12 protein-coding genes are annotated in these 18,457 nt (G+C 60.0%); 4 read left to right on the top strand and 8 right to left on the bottom strand.

The annotated features are described in order from the left end of the window. The first annotated feature begins 1 nt into the window (after position 1). Positions 2-1,687 carry a PPC domain-containing protein gene (locus JNN07_01355; protein ID MBL9166366.1) on the top strand — a complete coding sequence of 562 codons (1,686 nt, stop codon included), beginning with the start codon at positions 2-4 and terminating at the stop codon, positions 1,685-1,687. Between the two features lie 262 nt (positions 1,688-1,949). On the opposite strand, the gene JNN07_01350 is transcribed toward JNN07_01355, so the two are convergent. The 6 genes from JNN07_01350 to JNN07_01325 all read right to left on the bottom strand — a co-directional run bounded on the left by JNN07_01350 (position 1,950) and on the right by JNN07_01325 (position 10,756). After that, the gene (locus tag JNN07_01350) at positions 1,950-3,362 is read right to left on the bottom strand and encodes a DUF1501 domain-containing protein (GenBank protein ID MBL9166365.1); all 1,413 of its coding nucleotides are present in this window, start codon (positions 3,360-3,362) and stop codon (positions 1,950-1,952) included. An 11-nt stretch (positions 3,363-3,373) separates the two neighbouring features. After that, positions 3,374-5,959 (bottom strand): hypothetical protein, encoded by a 2,586-nt coding sequence (locus JNN07_01345; protein MBL9166364.1) that lies wholly within the window; start codon positions 5,957-5,959, stop codon positions 3,374-3,376. Beyond that, positions 5,956-6,690 carry a hypothetical protein gene (locus tag JNN07_01340; GenBank protein ID MBL9166363.1) on the bottom strand — a complete coding sequence of 245 codons (735 nt, stop codon included), beginning with the start codon at positions 6,688-6,690 and terminating at the stop codon, positions 5,956-5,958. The genes JNN07_01345 and JNN07_01340 overlap by 4 nt, the downstream gene beginning before the upstream one ends. Continuing rightward, entirely contained in the window at positions 6,687-8,087 is a 1,401-nt protein-coding gene (locus JNN07_01335) for a hypothetical protein (protein ID MBL9166362.1), read from the bottom strand. The genes JNN07_01340 and JNN07_01335 overlap by 4 nt, the downstream gene beginning before the upstream one ends. Further along, the gene (gene tadA / locus JNN07_01330) at positions 8,072-9,823 is read right to left on the bottom strand and encodes a Flp pilus assembly complex ATPase component TadA (GenBank protein MBL9166361.1); all 1,752 of its coding nucleotides are present in this window, start codon (positions 9,821-9,823) and stop codon (positions 8,072-8,074) included. Before tadA ends, JNN07_01335 begins: the two co-directional genes overlap by 16 nt. Before the next feature lie 162 nt (positions 9,824-9,985). After that, positions 9,986-10,756, bottom strand: a complete 771-nt coding sequence (locus JNN07_01325; protein ID MBL9166360.1) for an enoyl-ACP reductase — start codon at positions 10,754-10,756, stop codon at positions 9,986-9,988. Between the two features lie 300 nt (positions 10,757-11,056). Here JNN07_01325 and JNN07_01320 point away from each other — a divergent pair, with 300 nt between their 5' ends. Then, complete coding sequence (locus JNN07_01320; GenBank protein MBL9166359.1) at positions 11,057-13,195, top strand: hypothetical protein; 2,139 nt, start codon at positions 11,057-11,059, stop codon at positions 13,193-13,195. 71 nt (positions 13,196-13,266) lie between these two features. Here the strand turns inward: JNN07_01320 and JNN07_01315 are convergent, their stop codons facing one another. Then, the gene (locus tag JNN07_01315; GenBank protein ID MBL9166358.1) at positions 13,267-13,545 is read right to left on the bottom strand and encodes a hypothetical protein; all 279 of its coding nucleotides are present in this window, start codon (positions 13,543-13,545) and stop codon (positions 13,267-13,269) included. Between the two features lie 544 nt (positions 13,546-14,089). Further along, positions 14,090-14,884: a glycosyltransferase family 2 protein gene (locus JNN07_01310; protein MBL9166357.1), complete on the bottom strand. Its 795-nt coding sequence runs from the start codon at positions 14,882-14,884 to the stop codon at positions 14,090-14,092. Positions 14,885-15,113: 229 nt separating this feature from the next. Here JNN07_01310 and JNN07_01305 point away from each other — a divergent pair, with 229 nt between their 5' ends. Both JNN07_01305 and JNN07_01300 read left to right on the top strand, forming a co-directional pair. Next, complete coding sequence (locus tag JNN07_01305) at positions 15,114-15,416, top strand: TMEM14 family protein (GenBank protein ID MBL9166356.1); 303 nt, start codon at positions 15,114-15,116, stop codon at positions 15,414-15,416. 19 nt (positions 15,417-15,435) lie between these two features. Next, positions 15,436-18,105 carry a DEAD/DEAH box helicase gene (locus JNN07_01300; protein MBL9166355.1) on the top strand — a complete coding sequence of 890 codons (2,670 nt, stop codon included), beginning with the start codon at positions 15,436-15,438 and terminating at the stop codon, positions 18,103-18,105. The last annotated feature ends 352 nt before the right edge of the window (positions 18,106-18,457 follow it).

Genomic DNA, 18,457 nt, shown 5'->3' with positions numbered 1-18,457 from the left:
GATGGCTCGCGCAAAACAATGGCGCCAAATGGGCGGCCTCTACCTCGCCGCCCTTCTCAGCGCAACCGCAGCTCCCCCTGCCCTCGATCATCTCTATCCCGTCGCGATCCAGGCCGGCACCACTCAACAGGTGAATGTCATCGGCAAGGTGGATCCGTGGCCTCCCAAAGTTTGGGTCGACTCGCCAGGCATTCACATCCAGCCGCTCACCAACTCGGGACTGCTCTCGATCCATGTCGACGCCAACCTGCCGCCAGCAGCTCATGCGATACGCCTCTTCAACGACGAAGGCGCAAGTCCGATCCGAGTGTTGGTGACCACCTCCCAGCCACAGACCCCGGAAACGGAACCAAACGACCACTTCAAGAAGCCTCAGAGAGTTTCCCAACTGCCGGCGGCCATCAACGGTAGGCTCGATAAGAGCGGGGATGTCGACTCCTACTCCATCGAGCTTCGCGAGAACCAAACAGTAATCGCCTTCATCGAAGCCTTCGTCCTGGCGTCGCCTATCGATGCCGTGCTGCGGATCATCGATTCGAAAGGGGTTCAAGTGGCCCTCAATCACGACGATGGCAAAACCTTTGATCCCTTCATCGCCTGGACGGCCAAGACCGCCGGCACCTATATCCTGCAGGTGTTCGGCTTCCCCTATCCCGCTGGTTCCGACGTTCGGTTCGCCGGCAGCTCCTCCTCCGTATATCGCTTGCTAGTCTCCGGAGGCGCGTTCGTCCATCATACCCTTCCGCTGGGAATACCTTGCGGCCAAGCCGCAAAGCTCCGTGGCGTCGGATGGAACTTCCCCGCGGGCCAGGAACTCTGGATGGAACTGAGCGGGCTGGCTTGCGCGCCAGGTAACGCCATCCAAGTCATCCAATTCCCGGGCATCGAAAACCCGATTGCAGTTCGGGTTGGGCAAGGCTCTGAAATGCTGGAAGAGGAACCCAACGACAACCTCGCCCAGGCCTCTGCGGTAACCCTGCCGAGCGCCATCACCGGAACCATCTCCAGCCCGGGGGATGTCGATCGCTACCTTTTTCAGGCCCAAAAGGGCGATCAGCTCGAATTCCAGGTCCGGTCAGCCTCCTTGGGCTTTCCGATGGATCCTTGGTTGCGCTTAGAAGACCAGGCGGGCAAGGAACTCACCCGGTCCGACGACGGATCCAACGCCGACCCCGCTATCGAGTGGGCAGCGCCCGAGACCGGTTCCTACCAAGCGGTGGTGGGAAACCTCCTGCGCCGCGGAAATTCGGACTGCCTCTATCGACTCAGCCTGGAACGACGAACACCGGGGATTGCGCTATCCGTGGCTGCCCATGCGTTCACGATCAAGGCCGGGGAGACCAACGAAATTCCGGTCACGCTCAAACGTCTCAATGGAGACACACGCGTGCTCAAGACAAGCCTGCGTGGACTTCCGTCCGGGTTGACCTGCGAGCCCGTGCCCACTCCGGAAAAGGCTGGGGAATTTAAACTCAAACTGGTGGCAGCCAAAGATGCCAAACCGGCGAGCGGGGAATTTCAGGTTATCGGAATCGAGGATAAAAGCGGTGCGGAGCACACGGCCCGGTTTAGCATCGTGGCCACCGGCACCGACAACGGGGTGCCCAATGGTTTTCATAAACTGTTAGTCGAAAGCGTCGACCGCCTTTGGCTCACTGTGCTCCCGCTCCCGACCGCCAAGCCGTGAGAATCAGCACGGGAATGGGCCAGCGTGGCCCACACTCTGTTGCAGCGTCCTCTGTTCCTGCACGATTTCCCAGCCCCGAGCGCAGCGGGTGCCAGATGGTTTCACACGAAGCCCGCTGACAGCCACAAAGCTAACGAACGGATGAAAACCTGGCCGGGCCGAAAGTGCAGAGAAAGCACAACAAGTTCTTTTCCTGTCTGAAGCGAGTTTTCCTCCGTGTGATCTGTGTGGTCCGCGGGCAACAACGTCTTTCCCCCTTCCCTCAGAGCAATTCGCGGATGGGTTCGCCTTGTTCGACGAACCGCATCGGACGTCCCCCGTGGTCAAGGTAGGTCGAATCGTGGGAAATTCCGAAATGGCGGTAGATGGTGGCAGCGATGTCCCCGGGGGTCACCGGACGCTCAGCAATCTCACCGCCGTCTCGTGAGCTGGCCCCAATGACCTGACCATGACGAAATCCGCCGCCCGCCATCAGCATCGACATCACGTAGGGCCAATGGTCCCTTCCATCCGAGCTACCTTGGGTGCCCAACGTAGGCGTCCGACCGAACTCTCCCATGGCGATCACCAGTGTGTCTTCCAGCAGACCCCGGTCCTTCAAGTCGCTCACCAACGTCGTGACTAGATGATCGAAGGTTGGAAGCAACGGACGAAGCCCGTTCCAGATGCCTCCATACGGCGGAATGTTGTCGCCATGGGTATCCCAAGTTCCGGAGGCCGAATGGTTGCTGAGGTCAATCGTGACAAAGCTGGATCCCGCCTCGACCAACCGGCGGGCCAACAAGGCCTGTCGGCACCAAGCATGACTGCCATAGCGTTCCAAGACTTTCGCCGGTTCCCGGCTGAGATCGAACGCCGCCTGGGCGCGCCCACCGGCGACGATGTCGAACGCCTTAGCGGTAAAGCGATCCATCGCTTCCATCTGGCCGCTGGCATCCAGATCGTGTCGCACCTGATTCATCTGCTGCGCCAGGCTCTGACGCGATCGCAGCCGGTCCAAAGTCAGCCCCGCCGGCAGCTTGAACAACTGATCCACATTCGCTCCGTTGAACGGATCGTGCTGCTGCCCGGCATAGCCACCCCACGCGACATGCGATCGGTCCTTTAAATTCAGCACCACGTAGGGCGGCACACTGGGGTCGTTCGCCCCGTGCATCTTCGCCACCAACGAACCGATCGCCGGATAAAGATGGCCGCGTGGGTTGAGACGCGGCTCAGCAGCGAGATTCGCCGTCTGCATCACCATGTTCGGCTCATGGTTGCTCTCCCGACAGTCGACCGATCGGATCAGCGTGAACTGATCCAGCATAGCCGCCTGCTTGGGGTAGTATTCACAGAGATGAACCCCAGGGAGCTTGGTGGGAATATCCTTGAAGGGACCGCGAATCTCGGAAGGCATTCCGGGCTTCACGTCCCAGGTATCAATGTGGGAAGGACCACCGGTCATCCATAGCAGGATCACCGCCTTCGATTTCCGCAGCGCGCCTGGCTGATTCTCCTCCGCCGCACGGGCGCGAAGCTGGAGCAATCCCGGAAGGGTCAGCCCTGCCAGTCCCGCCAGGCTTGCCTTCAGCACCCCACGCCGGCTCCACACCGCCAACCCCTCCCGCTCACGGCCATTCAAGAATCGGAAGGCATGCTTCCGCTCGTGTGAATGCGGCGTGGAATGGGACATAAGGACATCGCTCAGCGGCGCTTCTTTTCACGCCGTTTCAACTCTTTGCGCGCTTCCTCAAACCGCTTGGATTCTTCGCGATCAAACTCTTCCTCCGCCAAAGTCACACCTGGCAACTTCGCCTTTTCCTCGATCGCGATGTCAGCAGCGTCGGTCGGAGTAGGCAACACCGTCGGACGAATCAGGACAATCAGCTCGGTGCGATCCGATTTGTCAGAGTTGCTCCGGAACAGAGCCCCCAGCAGCGGGATATCCTTGAGCAGCGGCACGCCGCTTCGGCCCTTCTCCTTGTTGGCATTCACGAATCCTCCCAGCATGACGGTCTCACGGTCGCGCACCGCCACGGTGGCGTTCGCTTCGCGCTCGGTGGTGATCGGGACGTCGCCAATCTGCTCAATCCGAACGCTGCCCTTGAAGCTCTGAACTCGTTGACGAATTTCCATCACCACCAACCCGTCCGGGTTGATGAGGGGAAACACCGATAGCGTGATACCAATCTGGAGCTGCTGGATCTGGGGTCCGTAATTGTAAATCCCGCCAGAAGTTCCGGCCGATGTGGGATAGGGGCGGGTTTCACCGACGAAGATGTCGGCTTGCACCGCGTGCGATGTCTGGATGCGCGGACGGGAGAGGATGTTCGCCCGGCTGTCGGTCGCCGCTGCCCGCGCCGCCACATCGAAGTCGCCGCCCCACTTGCCAAAGTAGCTGAAGGCATTGCCCAGGTTCAGCAGGTTGGTGGCCGAGGTCGCATCGCCAATCGATTGCCCATTGTTGACGCCGCCCGCGCCAGTGAAGCGTCCCGTGGTCTTCGGACGCTGGATGTAACTCACCCCATACTCCAGACTGTCATTCAGCGAGACCTCCATGACGAGAGCCTCGATCAGAACCTGCGCCAGCACCACATCCAGCTTTTCGATGATGTTCGAGATACTCGCCAAATCTTGCTTGCTGGCGAAAATGAGGAGTGAGTTGGTGCGTTCATCAGCGATGATCTTGGCTTGCCCCAGAACATAGATGTCCTCTTTGCCGCCGCCCGCGGCATTGCGGATCTGGTTGAGCCGATTGTTGAAGGACCCACGTCCCGCCCCCCCCGCGGTAGCTCCGGGCGCCACCGGATTGACTGCTGCTTGGAGAGGGTCAAAGAAGTTGGCGTCCAAGGGCACCGTCGTGCCGCTCTGCGGCAGAAAACCATCCACTGGAACCGCACTCCCGTTCTGATAGTTGTTGTAGCCACCGCCGTAGTTGTTCCCGATGCCGCCGCCATAGCTGCGGTTTCCAATCGAGCTGCCGCTGCGCGACCCGCCGAATCCTCCGACGCTGCCTCCGCCAAACCCACCTCCTCCGATGCCGCCACCCCGACTCCCACCGCCCCCCGAACGGCCGCCGCCGGCGCCAATCGAGACCCCGCCACCGCCACCGCCCTGGCTCAAGGAGGAGAGGACGTTGGCGATGTCGCTCGCCAGGGCATACTTCATGGGAATGACCACCGGATCGTAATCTCGCGGCGTGTCCACATCGACCTTCCGCAACACCTCCAGCATCCGCTTCACGTTCTCGGAGAAATCGCGCAGCACGATGTTTTGAGTATTTGGAATGATGATGTTTTTCCCGCTCGCCGAGGCAAACTGGCTGAGCAGGGTGTTCAAGCTTTCCGGGTCGATAAACTCAAACTTGGCCACGTACTGCACATACACACCCGCTTCAGGAAGCTGGTTGGGATCCCCCTCGTAGAACACGGTTCCGGACTGCAACGCTTGGTTGCTCTGCAGCGCCTTCACAAACTTGTCGCCTTGCGGAACCATGCTGATCTGGTTCAGCGCCAAAATGCTGTCGAGCGCCTCAAGCGCCTCCTTCCGGGTCAGAGGCCCGGGCGGGTGAATGGTAAGCTTCGGAAAATTAAGGTTCGCAGGTCGCAGCACCGTTTTTCCACTGAAGCTTTGATAGAGCTCGATCACGCTCTGCATGTCCATGTCGTTCATCTCAACGGTCACCAGCTCGTTGGGATCGTTGGTCGCAGAAGGATCGAAGACCGGCTTGACTGGAGGGGGTGTGGCGCCAGCGGCGCCTCCCGCGGGATTACCGCCGGCCACCGCCGGATTCACCTGACCCGCCACCCCAGGCGGGACCGCCCCCGGGTTGACCGGCGTCGCCGGAGCCGCAATGGTAGTCTGGCCAGGAACACCGCCCAAGGGACGGACCGATGCCGCATTGGTTCGCGGACGCGGCGTGGGCAAAGCCGGAAACGCGGGCAGAGAAGGACGGTTGGTGGCCGCTGCCGTATTCACCGCGTTGCGCAATGAATTGGTGAACTTGCTCAGTCCCGCGGTGGGAGGGGGAAGCGGAATTCGAGGTGACGGTGCCACCGGCGCGGGCGGCGGCGACACGGCCGGAGCAGCTGGTGGCACGACCGGAGCGGGATCCGCATCCGCATCCGCAGCTGCCGGCGCAGGCGCCGGCGCCGGCTGGTCCGGAGTTTGATCTTGGCCCGTCGCGGTGAGCGCCAAGGCACAAGCCAGAAGGAAGCAGGAGAGGTTTCTCACAAAGTGGCTGGGGGTTGTTGAATGGCGGGCGTCCATGGCGCGGTACAAGGTCTTCATTTGCGTGGAGCAATCGCCTGGTTGGTCGTGAGACGCGTCGGCCGATTCGTCTTGGGATAGGTCGGGGGCGCCTTAAAGGGAGAGGCGACGGGAGCTGTCACCTGTGACGTAGCGGTGGCGGTCGTGGCAGTCGTGGCGGTGGCGGCCGCAGCCGACTTCGCTTGGGCGGCCGCGCGGGAAGCGGGAACCTTTTGATAGCTCGCGACAAAGGTAAAGTTGACGTTCAATCGCATCCGAGCCGGATCGGGAGTCAGGTTCATGGCCCGCACCCGAATGAGCGAATCGCTCTTGCCGAGATAGTAGAGGAAATCCACCAGCTGTTCTTCCGATCCGTTCATGGTGGCGCTGGCAGTTCGCTCTTCAAAAAACAGGTTGGTTTTACCAGTGGCTCCCCCGCGACCCGAGATGTTTTGAATGGCGAGATGCGCTCGTGCGGCTTCAGAACTCACGGTCTTGACCACGTCCAACGCCTGATCCTCCGAAGGCACCGCCTGCCCAATCTTCCGCAGCCGCTCCAACTCCTTGGCATAGACCGGATGCTTGCGAACCTCCACGGCATATTTGTCGAGCTGCACGCGCGAATCCTTGATCTGCTGCTCGATGCGGCCCCACTCCCCGAAACTCGGCACTACAAAGATGAGATTCACCACCACAAACACTGCGATGGCGGCAAACACCACCAGCCGCTTTTCAGCGGGACGCAGATTCATCTTGTCGAGATACGAGATCATTCGAGATCTGGCCTCCGAATATCACAGATCATGCTCCACGAGATCTGCTGCCCACCCTGCTTCACGGTGATGGTCGGCCCGGCGATGGGCCCGAACAATGGCTGATCGGCCACCCGTGCCTTCTTCAGCAGCTCCACAAAATCAAAGACCCGGTTCCCCGCTTCAGCGCCCCCGCTGCCATTGACAGTCAGCTTGGCGCCACGATCGAAGATCATGGAGTCCAGGGAAAGTTCGGCCGGCAGGTTGGTGGACACCGCAGCATAACAGTTCAACGCCGCGAACTGCAGGTTCACCTGATCCTGCAGAACCCGGACCTGATCGCGCAGTCGCAGCGCATTGGTATAAGCAATGCCCTGAGCGCGCTCCTGCGTGGCTACCGAATCCAGGTCAAAGCGCATGTACGCCACGATCGCGAAATAAATCAGAATGGCGAAGAGATAGGCCGCCACCAAACCGAACAGGCCCTGCATCCAGAGCTTGTCGACGAAGAGCTGTCGATACTTGGCCGCATACTCCGGTGGCAGGAGGCCGGCTCGGACGTTCCCTTGAATCGCGCGGCGGGCGGTCAAGCCGGCGAGAGTCTTTTCCGGAGCGGCGGGCACCATCTCGATAGGAGGATCGAAATGACCTTCCAGGCGCGCGAGCAACGCTTGGCCGACAACGGCCTCCGCGACCAGATAGTAGCGCGGCAGAGTCGTGAGCCAGCCCTCCAATTCGCCCGCCCACGCCATCTGTCCGAGCTGAGATTTGAGAGCTTCGCCGAAATTCCCCTCGGCCGGCAGATGGATCTGCCCAATGCTCTGCAGAGTGCCCCCATACCACCACGCGACCCAGAACGACTGGGAACCGTCCTCAATGGTGATCGGAAACAGCAGCGCGCAATCCCGACTGATCTCCAGTGCCAGCAACTGATCGATGAACGGAAGCTCGATCCGGTCCGCGAGATAGCCAAACCCCTCCAGCTTTCCGAGCAACTCCTCGACCAACTGCCGGGCCACCACCACCAAAATCACGGTCTGGTTTTCGCTCAACCCACGCGAGGGCACCAACTCGTAGGTCCAGACAATCTGAGGGACCGGCAGCGGAGAAAGCTTCTCGAGCTGAAACTCGAGCATCGAATGAGTCTCCGCCGGATCCTCCGCCTTGGGCAGATGAACCACGCGAACGAAGACCTGGGACGGCGAGAGAACGGCGAGGTTGAGGCGAGGACGAACCAGCTCGTTCCAATCCTTCGCAATCAGCTTCAGATCCGTGGCCGCAGCCGCCTCCAGCGGCTCCTCGCGACTCAGGGTCACTTTGCCTCCAGCGAGACTCGCCTGCCAAAGACGCGGCCCGGTCGGGCTCAGCCCCATGACATTGCACGCCTGCCAGCGCGGTTTGTTTACGCCTTTGCCCACTTGTCAGTTTTTTCCTCTTCAACGAGCGAGCGCATATGCTCCTCGCTCTGCGTCACGCGAAGCACTTCCTCGATGGTGGTGATGCCCGCCAAGGCCTTCTTCCATCCATCTGTTCGCAACGTTTTCATTCCATAATCCATCGCTTTGGCCGCAATGGTCGACGCAGCGGACCGGTTCAGAATCAACGGCCGCAGTGCATCATTCATGACCATCAGCTCGTGAATGCCCTCGCGACCCTGATACCCCAGCTGCCGACACTCTTCGCAACCGGTTCCCTTCCAGAATTTCGCCTGTGCCATACCTGCCTCTGGAAACCCCGCTTTCACCAAATAGTCTCGCTCCACCTTCTGCTCCACTTTGCACTTGGGACAAATCCGCCGAACCAGACGTTGGGCCATCACTGCCTCGACCGAGGACGCCACCAGGAACGGCTCGATCCCCATGTCAATCAGCCGGGTGAAGGCACTCGGGGCGTCATTCGTGTGCAGAGTGCTAAAAACCAAGTGACCGGTCAGCGCGGCGCGAATGGCAATTTCCGCCGTCTCCAAGTCGCGAATTTCCCCAACCATGATCACGTTCGGATCCTGCCGCAGAATGTGCCGCAGGCCCACGGCAAAGGTCAGTCCGATGTCGGATCGCACGGCGATCTGGTTGATGCCCTTCAACTCATACTCAACCGGCTCCTCAATCGTGATGATCCGCTTGGTCACTGAGTTGATGGTGCTGAGGAAGGCATACAGAGAGGTGGACTTTCCCGAGCCAGTAGGCCCGGTCACCAACATGATGCCGTGTGGCTTCACAATAATCTCCCGGAGCGCCGCCTCCTCCTCCCCACCAAATCCGAGCTTCTCCAGGCCAAAGAAGATCTTTCCGCGGGTCAGCAACCGCAACGACACGCTTTCACCATACACCGTGGGAACGGTGGAAACGCGGATGTCGATCTCCTCGCCCTTGATGCGAACATTAATGCGTCCGTCCTGCGGGAGCCGCTTCTCGGCGATGTTCATCCCGGCCATGACCTTGATGCGGGAGATGATGGAGGACTGATAGTGCTTCAGCTGCGGGGGCATCGGGGTCTGATGCAAAATGCCGTCAATGCGATACCGGATTCGCAGCTCATCCTCCGCAGGCTCAAAATGAATATCCGTTGCGCGGTCCTTGAAGGCCTCCCAGACGATCTGGTTAACGAACTTGATGACGCTGGCTTCCTGATCGCCTTCGGTGATTTCCTTGTCCTCCGCCACCACCAGCTCCATGGGCTCGTCCTTGGAAAGCTCATCCAAAGTCTCGGCGCCAACGCCATAGTACTTCTTCAGCGCCTTATCGATTTCCGCTCGGGGCGCCAAAGCGAACTGAACCGGTGATCGAGCATCGAACTGCACCGAGTTGATCATCGAGGGATCAAACGGGTTGCTGACGGCAACCTGAAGCTGGCCATCGACCACGTTAGCCGGGATGACCGAATACTGAAAGGCCACCTTGGTCGAAATCCGATTTCGAGCCTCCGTCGGAATTGAAAGCGATCGCAGCTCCAGAAAGGGCCAGTTGAGTCGCTTGGCCAGCTCCTGCAGGAAGGTTTCCTCGGATCGGCCGCACTCGCGCGCGATAAACTCGATGAGCGACTCCTGGCCTCCGTTCTCAGCCGCCACTCGCCACGCCTTACTCCACGCGTCCACCTGGTCCGGAGTGGACTGGGTAACTTCCGAGATTAAGTTCTTTAGCGATAAAAATGACACAATATTAGCCGGTGCGCGTGTGTAGAGTAACGCGCGACGCTAGTAAAAGTTGCGGAAGGGGTCAAAAGATTTAGCGTTTTGATCCCACGTAACCGTTTGGCAATCACTTCTCAGTGAATCGGGTGAAGCCTGAAAGACTTGATCCGATTTTTCCAAGGAGGCCTACATGCCCATGATCTGATACCCGCAATCCACGTAAAGGACCTGCCCGGTGATCGCGGCCGCGCCGTCACTCGCCAGGAAAGCGCCGGTCGCCCCCAACTCGTCCGGAGCAACATTTCGCTTGAGGGGGGAATGGGCCTCATAGTGCTTCATCATGTCCAAAAAGCCCGCGATACCCCGAGCGGCCAGGGTGTTCATAGGGCCGGCACTGATGCAGTTAACCCGGATTTTCTGCGGACCCAGATCGTAGGCGAGGTAGCGAGTGCTGGCTTCCAAAGCTGCCTTGGCCACCCCCATGACGTTATAGTGCGGCACTACCTTCTCCGCCCCGTAGTAGCTCATCGCCACAATGCTTCCCCCTTCGGTCATCAGGGGAGCAGCGCCCCGAGCCAATGCCACCAAGGAATAGGCGCTCACATCGTGCGCTACCCGGAAAGCTTCCCGACTTGTGTCCACGAACTTTCCTTCCAGCGCGTCCTTGGGAGCATACGCCACGGAATGCAGCAGGAGGTGCAGCTTGCCATACTTTTGGCCAACCTCGGTGAAGACTCGTTGGATGTCCTCATCTCGGGTCACGTCGCAAGGGATCAGCAAAGTATCAGCTCCAAAGGTTGAGGCTAATTCCTCCACATTCTCCTTGAGGCGTTCGCCTTGGTAGGTGAACGCCAGCTGAGCGCCAGCCTTATGCCAAGCCTGGGCAATAGCCCAGGCAATGGATCGCTTGTTCGCTACCCCAAACACCACTCCGATTTTTCCAGATAGAAGCGTCATAAACGGTTGATATGAATGCGTCGGGAGAATGGAAGCAAAGCCTCCACTCAGGCAAGACTTACATCCCGAAAAGTCCCAGATCCCTCCTCGCCCCCTTCCTCGTAATCGTAATCGTAATCGTAATCCGTCAGTCGGTTTGGTTTCCTGGTTCCCACCTCGTGGCGGTATCCTGGCGGAGTAACGGGGTCCGATGTTGAGGAGGAAGGGATTACGATTACGAATGACCAGAGTCCCCTCCAACTCCCCGCTGGCACTTTCTGCCGCAGAGTGTTAGCCTGATGAAGGTCTTCCAACTCAAACATGGCGTACCGCGTTTTTCACGCGCCGATCGGCCTGATCGCTCGGTTGTGCTGGATCAGCCTGGTGCTCCACCATGCTGATGTTCAGTGCTTTGCCGCACCTCCCTCGGCTCACACGCGATGGTCAAATCCAAAACCACACGGCAACCAGGTTTTCGGCCTGACTTACTCCGATGCCCTCCAACGAGGGCTCCAAGTGACGGAAAGAGGGCTTATCTACTACAGCGATGACCTGGTGACTTGGATTCCGCGCGAAACTGGAACCAACCTAGCCTTGCGCGCTGCTCTGTTCCTACCGACCGGAAGAGCAGTTCTCGTAGGGGAAAGTGGTTCGGTATACTACTCCGATAACCTTAACGGACCCCAAAGTATCCAACCAGGAACTCATTTGGACGGGCCGACTGAGGATTGGCTCGAAGGGGTGGCGGCTTCTCCCCAGCAGATCGTGGCGGTGGGTGACGCGGGAGCCATCTACACCAGCAATGACGGGGTGCGTTGGAAGCGGCAATCAACCCCCTTCAGCACGTGGCTGACGGGGGTTGCTCACGGGCCGGCTGGCTTCGTCGCGGTCGGCCAACAGGGAACAGTGCTCCAAAGCCAGCAAGGAACTAATTGGGTTTCGCGCTCCGTTGGGACCAAGGATTGGCTGGGAATCACCTACGGAGGGGGCCGATACCTCGCCGTGGGACGGGCGGGTACGATCGGGTCGAGTAGCAATGGTATCAACTGGAGCCTCGAATCCTCCGGCCGAACCAATGACCTCTGGACGGCCTCAGCCAACGCCTCCTCGCGACTGGTCGGGGGCAGCTTCGATCTGCTCATCAGCGAAACAAACGGTCCCTGGGTGGATCAGTTCATTCTCTCGAACTATCCCGCGCCTGCTGGAACATATTATGCCTCCATGGCGCGGTCCAACTACTTCCTGGCCGCCGGCCGTAGCGGTCTGATGGTTGAAGGATACCAACCACTCGCCGGTTTCCCCTACTCCTGGTTGGAAACCTCCGAATCGCTTCGCCCCTGGCTGTGGAGCGCAACTCGACTGAATGATCTTTATGTCGCCGTCGGTCAGAACGGAACTCTGCTGACCAGCAGCGAAGGAGTCGATTGGACCCTGGAGCTCGCACCACGTTCCGTGACCAATGTCACGCTGCTGGGGGTGGGAGGCGATTCCAACCTGCTGGTGGCCGTCGGAACGAAAGGCTCGATCATCCGGAGCCCCAACCTGCTCACCAACCTGCCCTCACAGTCGGGGAACGGAACGAATCTTAGTTCAACCTTCGGGGTTATCTGGCTCGAATCTGAGAACAAGCCGACCACGAACCAACTCCAGGGAATCACCGCCGGCCACGGCCTTTATGTGGCGGTCGGCGATCAGGGGGAAATCGTGGTGAGCAGCAACGGAAGCCTCTGGACCCGACGCAATCCGGTCAACGCCAACCTGCTATCGAGCGTCACCACGACGCCGGACGGATTCATCGCGTGCGGCCAAAAAGGGACACTGATTGCGGGGGGAGCCAACGGACTGGGTTGGCGTCGAATCACGAGTCCCACCACGGCCTGGCTATTCCGAGTTCGCGAACACGACGGCACGCGCGTGGCCGTAGGCGAAGGCGGCACTCTGCTGACCAGCACCAATGACAGCGCGTGGGTTGCGCGAGTGTCAGGAACCACCGAGTTCCTCACCGATGTCGCGTGGGCGGGGGATGCTTGTTTCATTCTTGGCCAAAGTGGCACGCTGCGCTGGAGCACCAACTACGCCTCCTGGAAGGAACTCAATACCTACACCTATCGGGATCTCTACGGCCTGGCCACGGATGGCCGGCAACTCATCATGGTGGGCGAGGAAGGGGCCATCCTCAGAAGTTCCGTTGTCTCGGACACAACCCCGGTGGAAATTTTGGCTTACTCGCGGACCCTCAGTCCGACAGGAGAGCTCTGGAATCATCTTTTCCTATTCGGCGGCCACGTGGATCAAGGGTTTAACCTGGAATGGAGCCAAACGCTTTTCCCTGACACCTGGACGCCTCTTTCCTACCTTGAGATGAGTCAAGGGTCGGGCACCCTCACCTATCTGTTCACCCAGCCAGCGACGAATGCGGCACCGCAGGCCTATTACCGAACAAGGCTACGTGGGGAATAAAAAAAGCCCGCATCCGCGGGCTTTCAGTCTTATGAAGTAAATCGTAAAGGGGGCTACTCAGGTAGGCCGATTTAGTTTCGGCCAAAATAATTGGACTTCTGAGGAAGCAGGGTCGAACCGACCGACACGGTGTTGTGGCGCCGAGTGGACGTAATGGATTCGATACCCGTGGAGGACAGGAGCGGCTGCTCCGGAACAGAAAGCTCAATATCGGTGTCGTTGACGGCTTCGTCATCCTTAGCCTTCAGGATGCGCAGCGTCGTGTTGAACCCACCATAGAAACCAGCCCAGTAGAAGACGATCGCAGAGAGTGCCAGCAAGCTCAGGTAAACAAGGTCTTTAGTAGTCATGGCTTCTTAAGTTCAGGTTCGGGGGTCAATCGGAGATCAACCACACTCCTCCTAACAAGCAGAGCGAATGCCAAATCTAACCTTAGCTAGAAACCACCAGACTTTTGGTCTCAAATGTGTCCTTGGGTAAGACAATCTTTCTCGCGCCAACGCTCCAGAAACATCAACCAACCGCGTCTATCAACAGGTTAAGCTTTCCTGGCAGATTCGGGGCGAATTTCGATGCTGTGTCGCCTCATCGACAGCGCTGCACTGGCGGTCAGGGAAGCCCTTCCTAAACAGGTTCGGCTCGCCCGTTTTGCCCCAAGGCCAAGGCAAGTGTCTCAAAAAATGTCCCAGGCAGAGACATTTTCACCGAACGTCAGGCGCATGGATGACGAAGTCCGGGAAGTCCTTGCCGAGTATCGCCGGCAAAATCGACACCTTCACGTTCCTGAATCCAACACCTAGAAACCGGAGGGTTCAAAAAGATGGGCCGGGGCGGGAAGCACAGTGACACCCCCGGTATAACGCCCTCCAATTCTCAACAGCAAACAGCAGGGGCCTACCGCCGCGTTTGCGTCTCGCCAATCGATGGCTCCGGAAGCCGAGTGCGTTCCCAGAGGATGGTTTCCTGGAGGTAAGTCCGATAAGAGTAACCCAAGGCTGCCACCAAACCATGGGTCCCATCCAGCAGCCCCAGTTTCCAACAATAGACCTCAAAGAACTTCCAAACCGACTTCAAAAAAATCCTTAAAGGCAGACAGGCATAGCGCTTTCCTGCCTCCATCCGAGCTCGGGCCGTCGCTTCCGCGTAGGGGGTTTGTTTGGAAACAAAGTGCGCGAAGGAGCGGTAGGTGAAATGGATCAGCGGTGCCTCAAGTCGACCCACCTGGGCCGAGTCGAGCAGAACCTTGGCGTGCGGTTCCACCCCGCCAAACCGTCCTGCGTCCTTCCGGTAAAGCCGAAGCACCCGATCCGGCGACCACCCTCCCCACTTCATGTGGCGCCCGAGAAAAAAATTGGCCCGCGGCACCTCATAGCCCTCCTGGCGAGGGTTCTCCAAGACCTCCACCAATGCCCGTTGCAATTCCGGCGTCACCCGCTCATCAGCATCCACATTGAAGATCCACGGATGGGCAGCCTGGCTCGCCGCGAAGTTCTTTTGCTCAGTGAATCCAGGCCATGGATTTACCCAGACCGAATGGGTGTAGCGACGCGCGATCTCCAAGGTCCGATCCGTACTTCCCGAATCCACCACCACAATCTCGTCCGCCCAGCCCAACCCCTCCAAGCAGTCGGCGAGATTGGATTCCTCATTGAAGGTGAGGATGGTGGCTGTGCAACGTTGTCGGCCCATGGGTCAGAATCCAGCAGCTGCGGGGGGACTGCGCAAGCCCAAACCCTTTGGATATCAAGAGCCGTCCATCCCCCCCGCACGCAGCGCCTTCTCGCAGCACCGGCTGTCGGCGCGATGCGATCCTGTTCCTACACCGAACGACCGCCGTTCCATCGCGCCGACAGCCGGTGCTGCGAGAGCAGATTGTTCGTGCCCTCACCACCACGCGCCCCTTATGTTTCTCAGGACTATGAACGCTACTGTGATTTTGTGGGTCTACATCGCCTTTCTCATCGCCGGCGGCTTAATGGGTTTCATCAAAGCCGGCAGCAAGGCCTCGCTGATCGCCTCTTCGGTGCTGTCGATCCCGCTAATCCTCTGCGCGCTGGGCTACTTCAGCCTGGATGTCGCCAAGGGCTTCCTAATGTTCCTCACCGTGTTTTTCGGACTGCGCTTTGCCAAAGGAAAGAAATTCATGCCCATGGGCATGATGGCCATTTTGAGCCTGGTAGCCCTGGCGCTGCTGTTCGTCGGTGCCACCCCCAAAGTCTAGCGCTCCAGCTGCCCTCCCCATGACCGGACGCGAACTGCCCATTTGGGATGTCCACGACGCGTTGCTCCGCCCGCTCCGGGAGGGCAATCGCTTGGTTCTGGTCGCCCCCACCGGCTCCGGAAAAACCACCCAGGTCCCCCAGATGGCCTTGGATGCAGGACTAGCGGGCGACAAGAAGATCATCGTATTGCAACCGCGTCGAGTCGCCGCACGCACAGTCGCAGCCCGCGTGGCGTGGGAACGGAAGTCACCGGTAGGCAAAGAAGTCGGCTATCAAATACGTTTCGAGGACCGGACGGAAGCGGGCACTCGCATCCTCTTCATCACCGAAGGGGTTCTGCTCCGTCAAATCCAGGACGACCCGCAACTCAGCGACGTCGGCGTCCTGCTCTTCGATGAGTTCCATGAACGGAACCTGCTCAGCGATGTAGCGCTCGCCCTGGCCAAGCAGCTCCAAGCCACGACCCGGCCCGATCTCAAAATCGGCGTGATGTCCGCCACCCTCGATGCCGAGCCAGTCGCGGCCTATCTGGGCGGCTGCCCAATTGTGATCTCCGAGGGCCAATCCTGGCCGGTCGAAGTCTCCTATCTTGACTGCCCCGACGATCGCCCCATCACCGAGCAAGCGGCGGATGCCGTCGAGCGCATTATACAAACCAGCGTCGAGGGGGACATCTTGGTCTTCATGCCGGGCATGGGCGAAATCCTGTCCACCATGAACGCCATCCGCAGCCAACGGTTGGCCGAACGCGTGGCCCTGATCCCGCTGCACGGGGAGCTTTCTCCCGAGGAGCAGGACCTGGCTTTCGCTCCCAACGCACTGCGCAAGGTCATCGTGGCGACCAACGTCGCCGAAACCTCCGTAACCATTGACGGCATCCGTCATGTCGTCGACTCCGGACTGGCCCGCGTGGCCCGCTACGATGCCGAGCGCGGGATCGGCACACTCAATCTCGAGCCGATCAGCCGGGCCTCGGCCGACCAGCGCAAAGGCCGCGCCGGCCGGACTGCGCCCGGAACCTGCTGGCGACTTTGGACCGAGAGCGCTCACCTGAATCGAGCGGAGCGAAATACCCCCGAAATCCAGCGGGCCGACCTCGCCGAGGTGGTGCTGCTGTTGCATTCCCTGGGCATCCGCCGAGCGGCAGGCTTCGCCTGGCTCGACAAGCCGGACACTCAAGCCGTGGAGAGGGCGGAATCGCTACTCACCCAGCTGGGCGCACTGCGCAGCGCACGCCCGATAGCAGGCCAAGCCATCGAAACGCATCGTCACGAAAGTGATCTCACCCTCGTCGGACGCCAGATGCTTCGACTCCCCATGCATCCCCGCTACTCGCGAATGCTGGTCCAAGCTTCCAAGCACGGCTGCGTCCCGGCCGCGGCACTCTGCGCCGCGCTCGTCAGTGGACGCGACTTACTCACGCGCATCGGACGCGACGACAAACACATCGCCGAAGCGCGGGAGCTATTCGAAGCCAGCGCGCTGTCCGATTTCTACACGCTGATGCGCGCCTATCAGTTCGCCAAGAACAGCGACTTCAATCCTGAGCGCTGCCGTCGCTACGGCATCAATGGCAAAGTTGCTCGCGAGGTGGAGCAGACGTTCAAGCAGATCCTCGACATCGCGCGGCAGCATGGCTTCGTACGCGATGCGGCCCCGGCCGATGGAAGCCCTTCGGCCACCGGAGGCAACGATCCGGCACCGACAGACACCAAAAGCAAAGCGGCCGCCGCGCAGGATCCTCTGCTGCGCTGTCTGGCGGTGGGGTTTGCCGATCAGCTGGCGATCCGTCGCGATCTGGGAACATTGGAGTGCGATCTCACCGAAGGTCGACACGCCACGCTCATGCGTGAAAGCGTCGTGCAGCAGGAAGCTCTGTTCGTCGCGGCCACCATCCGCGAGGTGCCCGGCCGAGGATCCAGTCCTCTGACCCTCTTGGGACTAGCCACCGCGGTGAAGAAGGAATGGCTCCAGGAGTTATTTCCCGATCAGCTCACCGGAGAGGTCGAACACTTGTTCGATCGCGGGCACAAGCGGGTTGCCGCCGTGCGCCTGATTCGTTTCCAAGATCTGGTCATCGATCATCAGCATCAGCGCGAAGTGGATCCGGAGGCTTCGGGCCGCTGCCTGGCGGACGCGTTTCTGCGCGGCTGGTTCGAGCTTCCACAGCTCAATCACGAGCTGAAGCAGCTGATGGCCCGGATCAACCTCATCGACGCCGCCGCGCCCGAGCTCGAGTTTCCCCCGTTCGATCGCGACGCACAGCTCAAGGCACTCACTCGGGCCTTCGAAGGGATGACGCTGGTCAAGGAGGCACAAGCCGCTGCGTTGAAGGAAGCCTTCCTGGCCCATCTCGCCCCCGAGCAACGGGGCTGGCTGGATGAGCTCACACCGCTAGCAATCCCCTGGCATGACGGGAAGAAGCTCAAATTGACCTACGCTGAAGCAGCTCGAGATGAAGAGGGCGAACCTCAGTCGCCAGAGGCCCAGGTGAAGCTCCACGAAACCTTCGCCCTCAAGGAGCATCCTCATATCCTGGAGAACAAGCTTCCGGTTAAGCTTTGGCTCTGCACTCCCGATGGCAAGCGCCTCGAGTCCACCTTCAACTGGCCTGCATTCAAAAGTCTGACGTATCCCAAACTCCGCTCGACCCTGTCCAAGAAGTATCCCGGCGTCATTTGGGTGTAACCAGACCGCCTGGGATAAACACACCATCTCGTCACGGCGGTAGGGAGAGACTCCGTCGAGCCCACTCCTGCCCCACGCTCAGGATAACAAAGGGGCAACTCCGCAAGGCCCGCCAGGTGTTCGTCGCCATCTCGGCTCTCCTCGCCGCAGCCCCTTCCCTTTCGCCAACGCAGGGCATGTCAGGGCTCGAACAGAGTCTCGCCCTACCCCGCGTCGAACCGCTTCGCGGTCAAATCTGCCCTATCCCCACATCGTCACGGCGGTAGGGGGGGGTTGAACGCGGGCCCCCAGCAGGCCCCCGCGCCGCCGGAAAAACAGGGGACCGCGCCCGGGCAGCCCGGTGGGCGGGGCC

It is taken from the genome of Verrucomicrobiales bacterium, from assembly GCA_016793885.1.
Taxonomy (GTDB): domain Bacteria; phylum Verrucomicrobiota; class Verrucomicrobiia; order Limisphaerales; family UBA11320; genus UBA11320.
This window is presented reverse-complemented; position numbering and strand designations above follow the sequence as displayed.

Bases quoted from the DNA above. Each gene is read 5' to 3' on its own strand.
- JNN07_01355 (MBL9166366.1), top strand. From the start codon at position 2: ATGGCTCGCGCAAAACAATGGCGCCAAATGGGCGGCCTCTACCTCGCC.
- JNN07_01350 (MBL9166365.1), bottom strand. From the start codon at position 3,362: ATGTCCCATTCCACGCCGCATTCACACGAGCGGAAGCATGCCTTCCGA.
- JNN07_01345 (MBL9166364.1), bottom strand. From the start codon at position 5,959: ATGAAGACCTTGTACCGCGCCATGGACGCCCGCCATTCAACAACCCCC.
- JNN07_01340 (MBL9166363.1), bottom strand. From the start codon at position 6,690: ATGATCTCGTATCTCGACAAGATGAATCTGCGTCCCGCTGAAAAGCGG.
- JNN07_01325 (MBL9166360.1), bottom strand. From the start codon at position 10,756: ATGACGCTTCTATCTGGAAAAATCGGAGTGGTGTTTGGGGTAGCGAAC.
- JNN07_01320 (MBL9166359.1), top strand. From the start codon at position 11,057: ATGGCGTACCGCGTTTTTCACGCGCCGATCGGCCTGATCGCTCGGTTG.
- JNN07_01315 (MBL9166358.1), bottom strand. From the start codon at position 13,545: ATGACTACTAAAGACCTTGTTTACCTGAGCTTGCTGGCACTCTCTGCG.
- JNN07_01310 (MBL9166357.1), bottom strand. From the start codon at position 14,884: ATGGGCCGACAACGTTGCACAGCCACCATCCTCACCTTCAATGAGGAA.
- JNN07_01305 (MBL9166356.1), top strand. From the start codon at position 15,114: ATGAACGCTACTGTGATTTTGTGGGTCTACATCGCCTTTCTCATCGCC.
- JNN07_01300 (MBL9166355.1), top strand. From the start codon at position 15,436: ATGACCGGACGCGAACTGCCCATTTGGGATGTCCACGACGCGTTGCTC.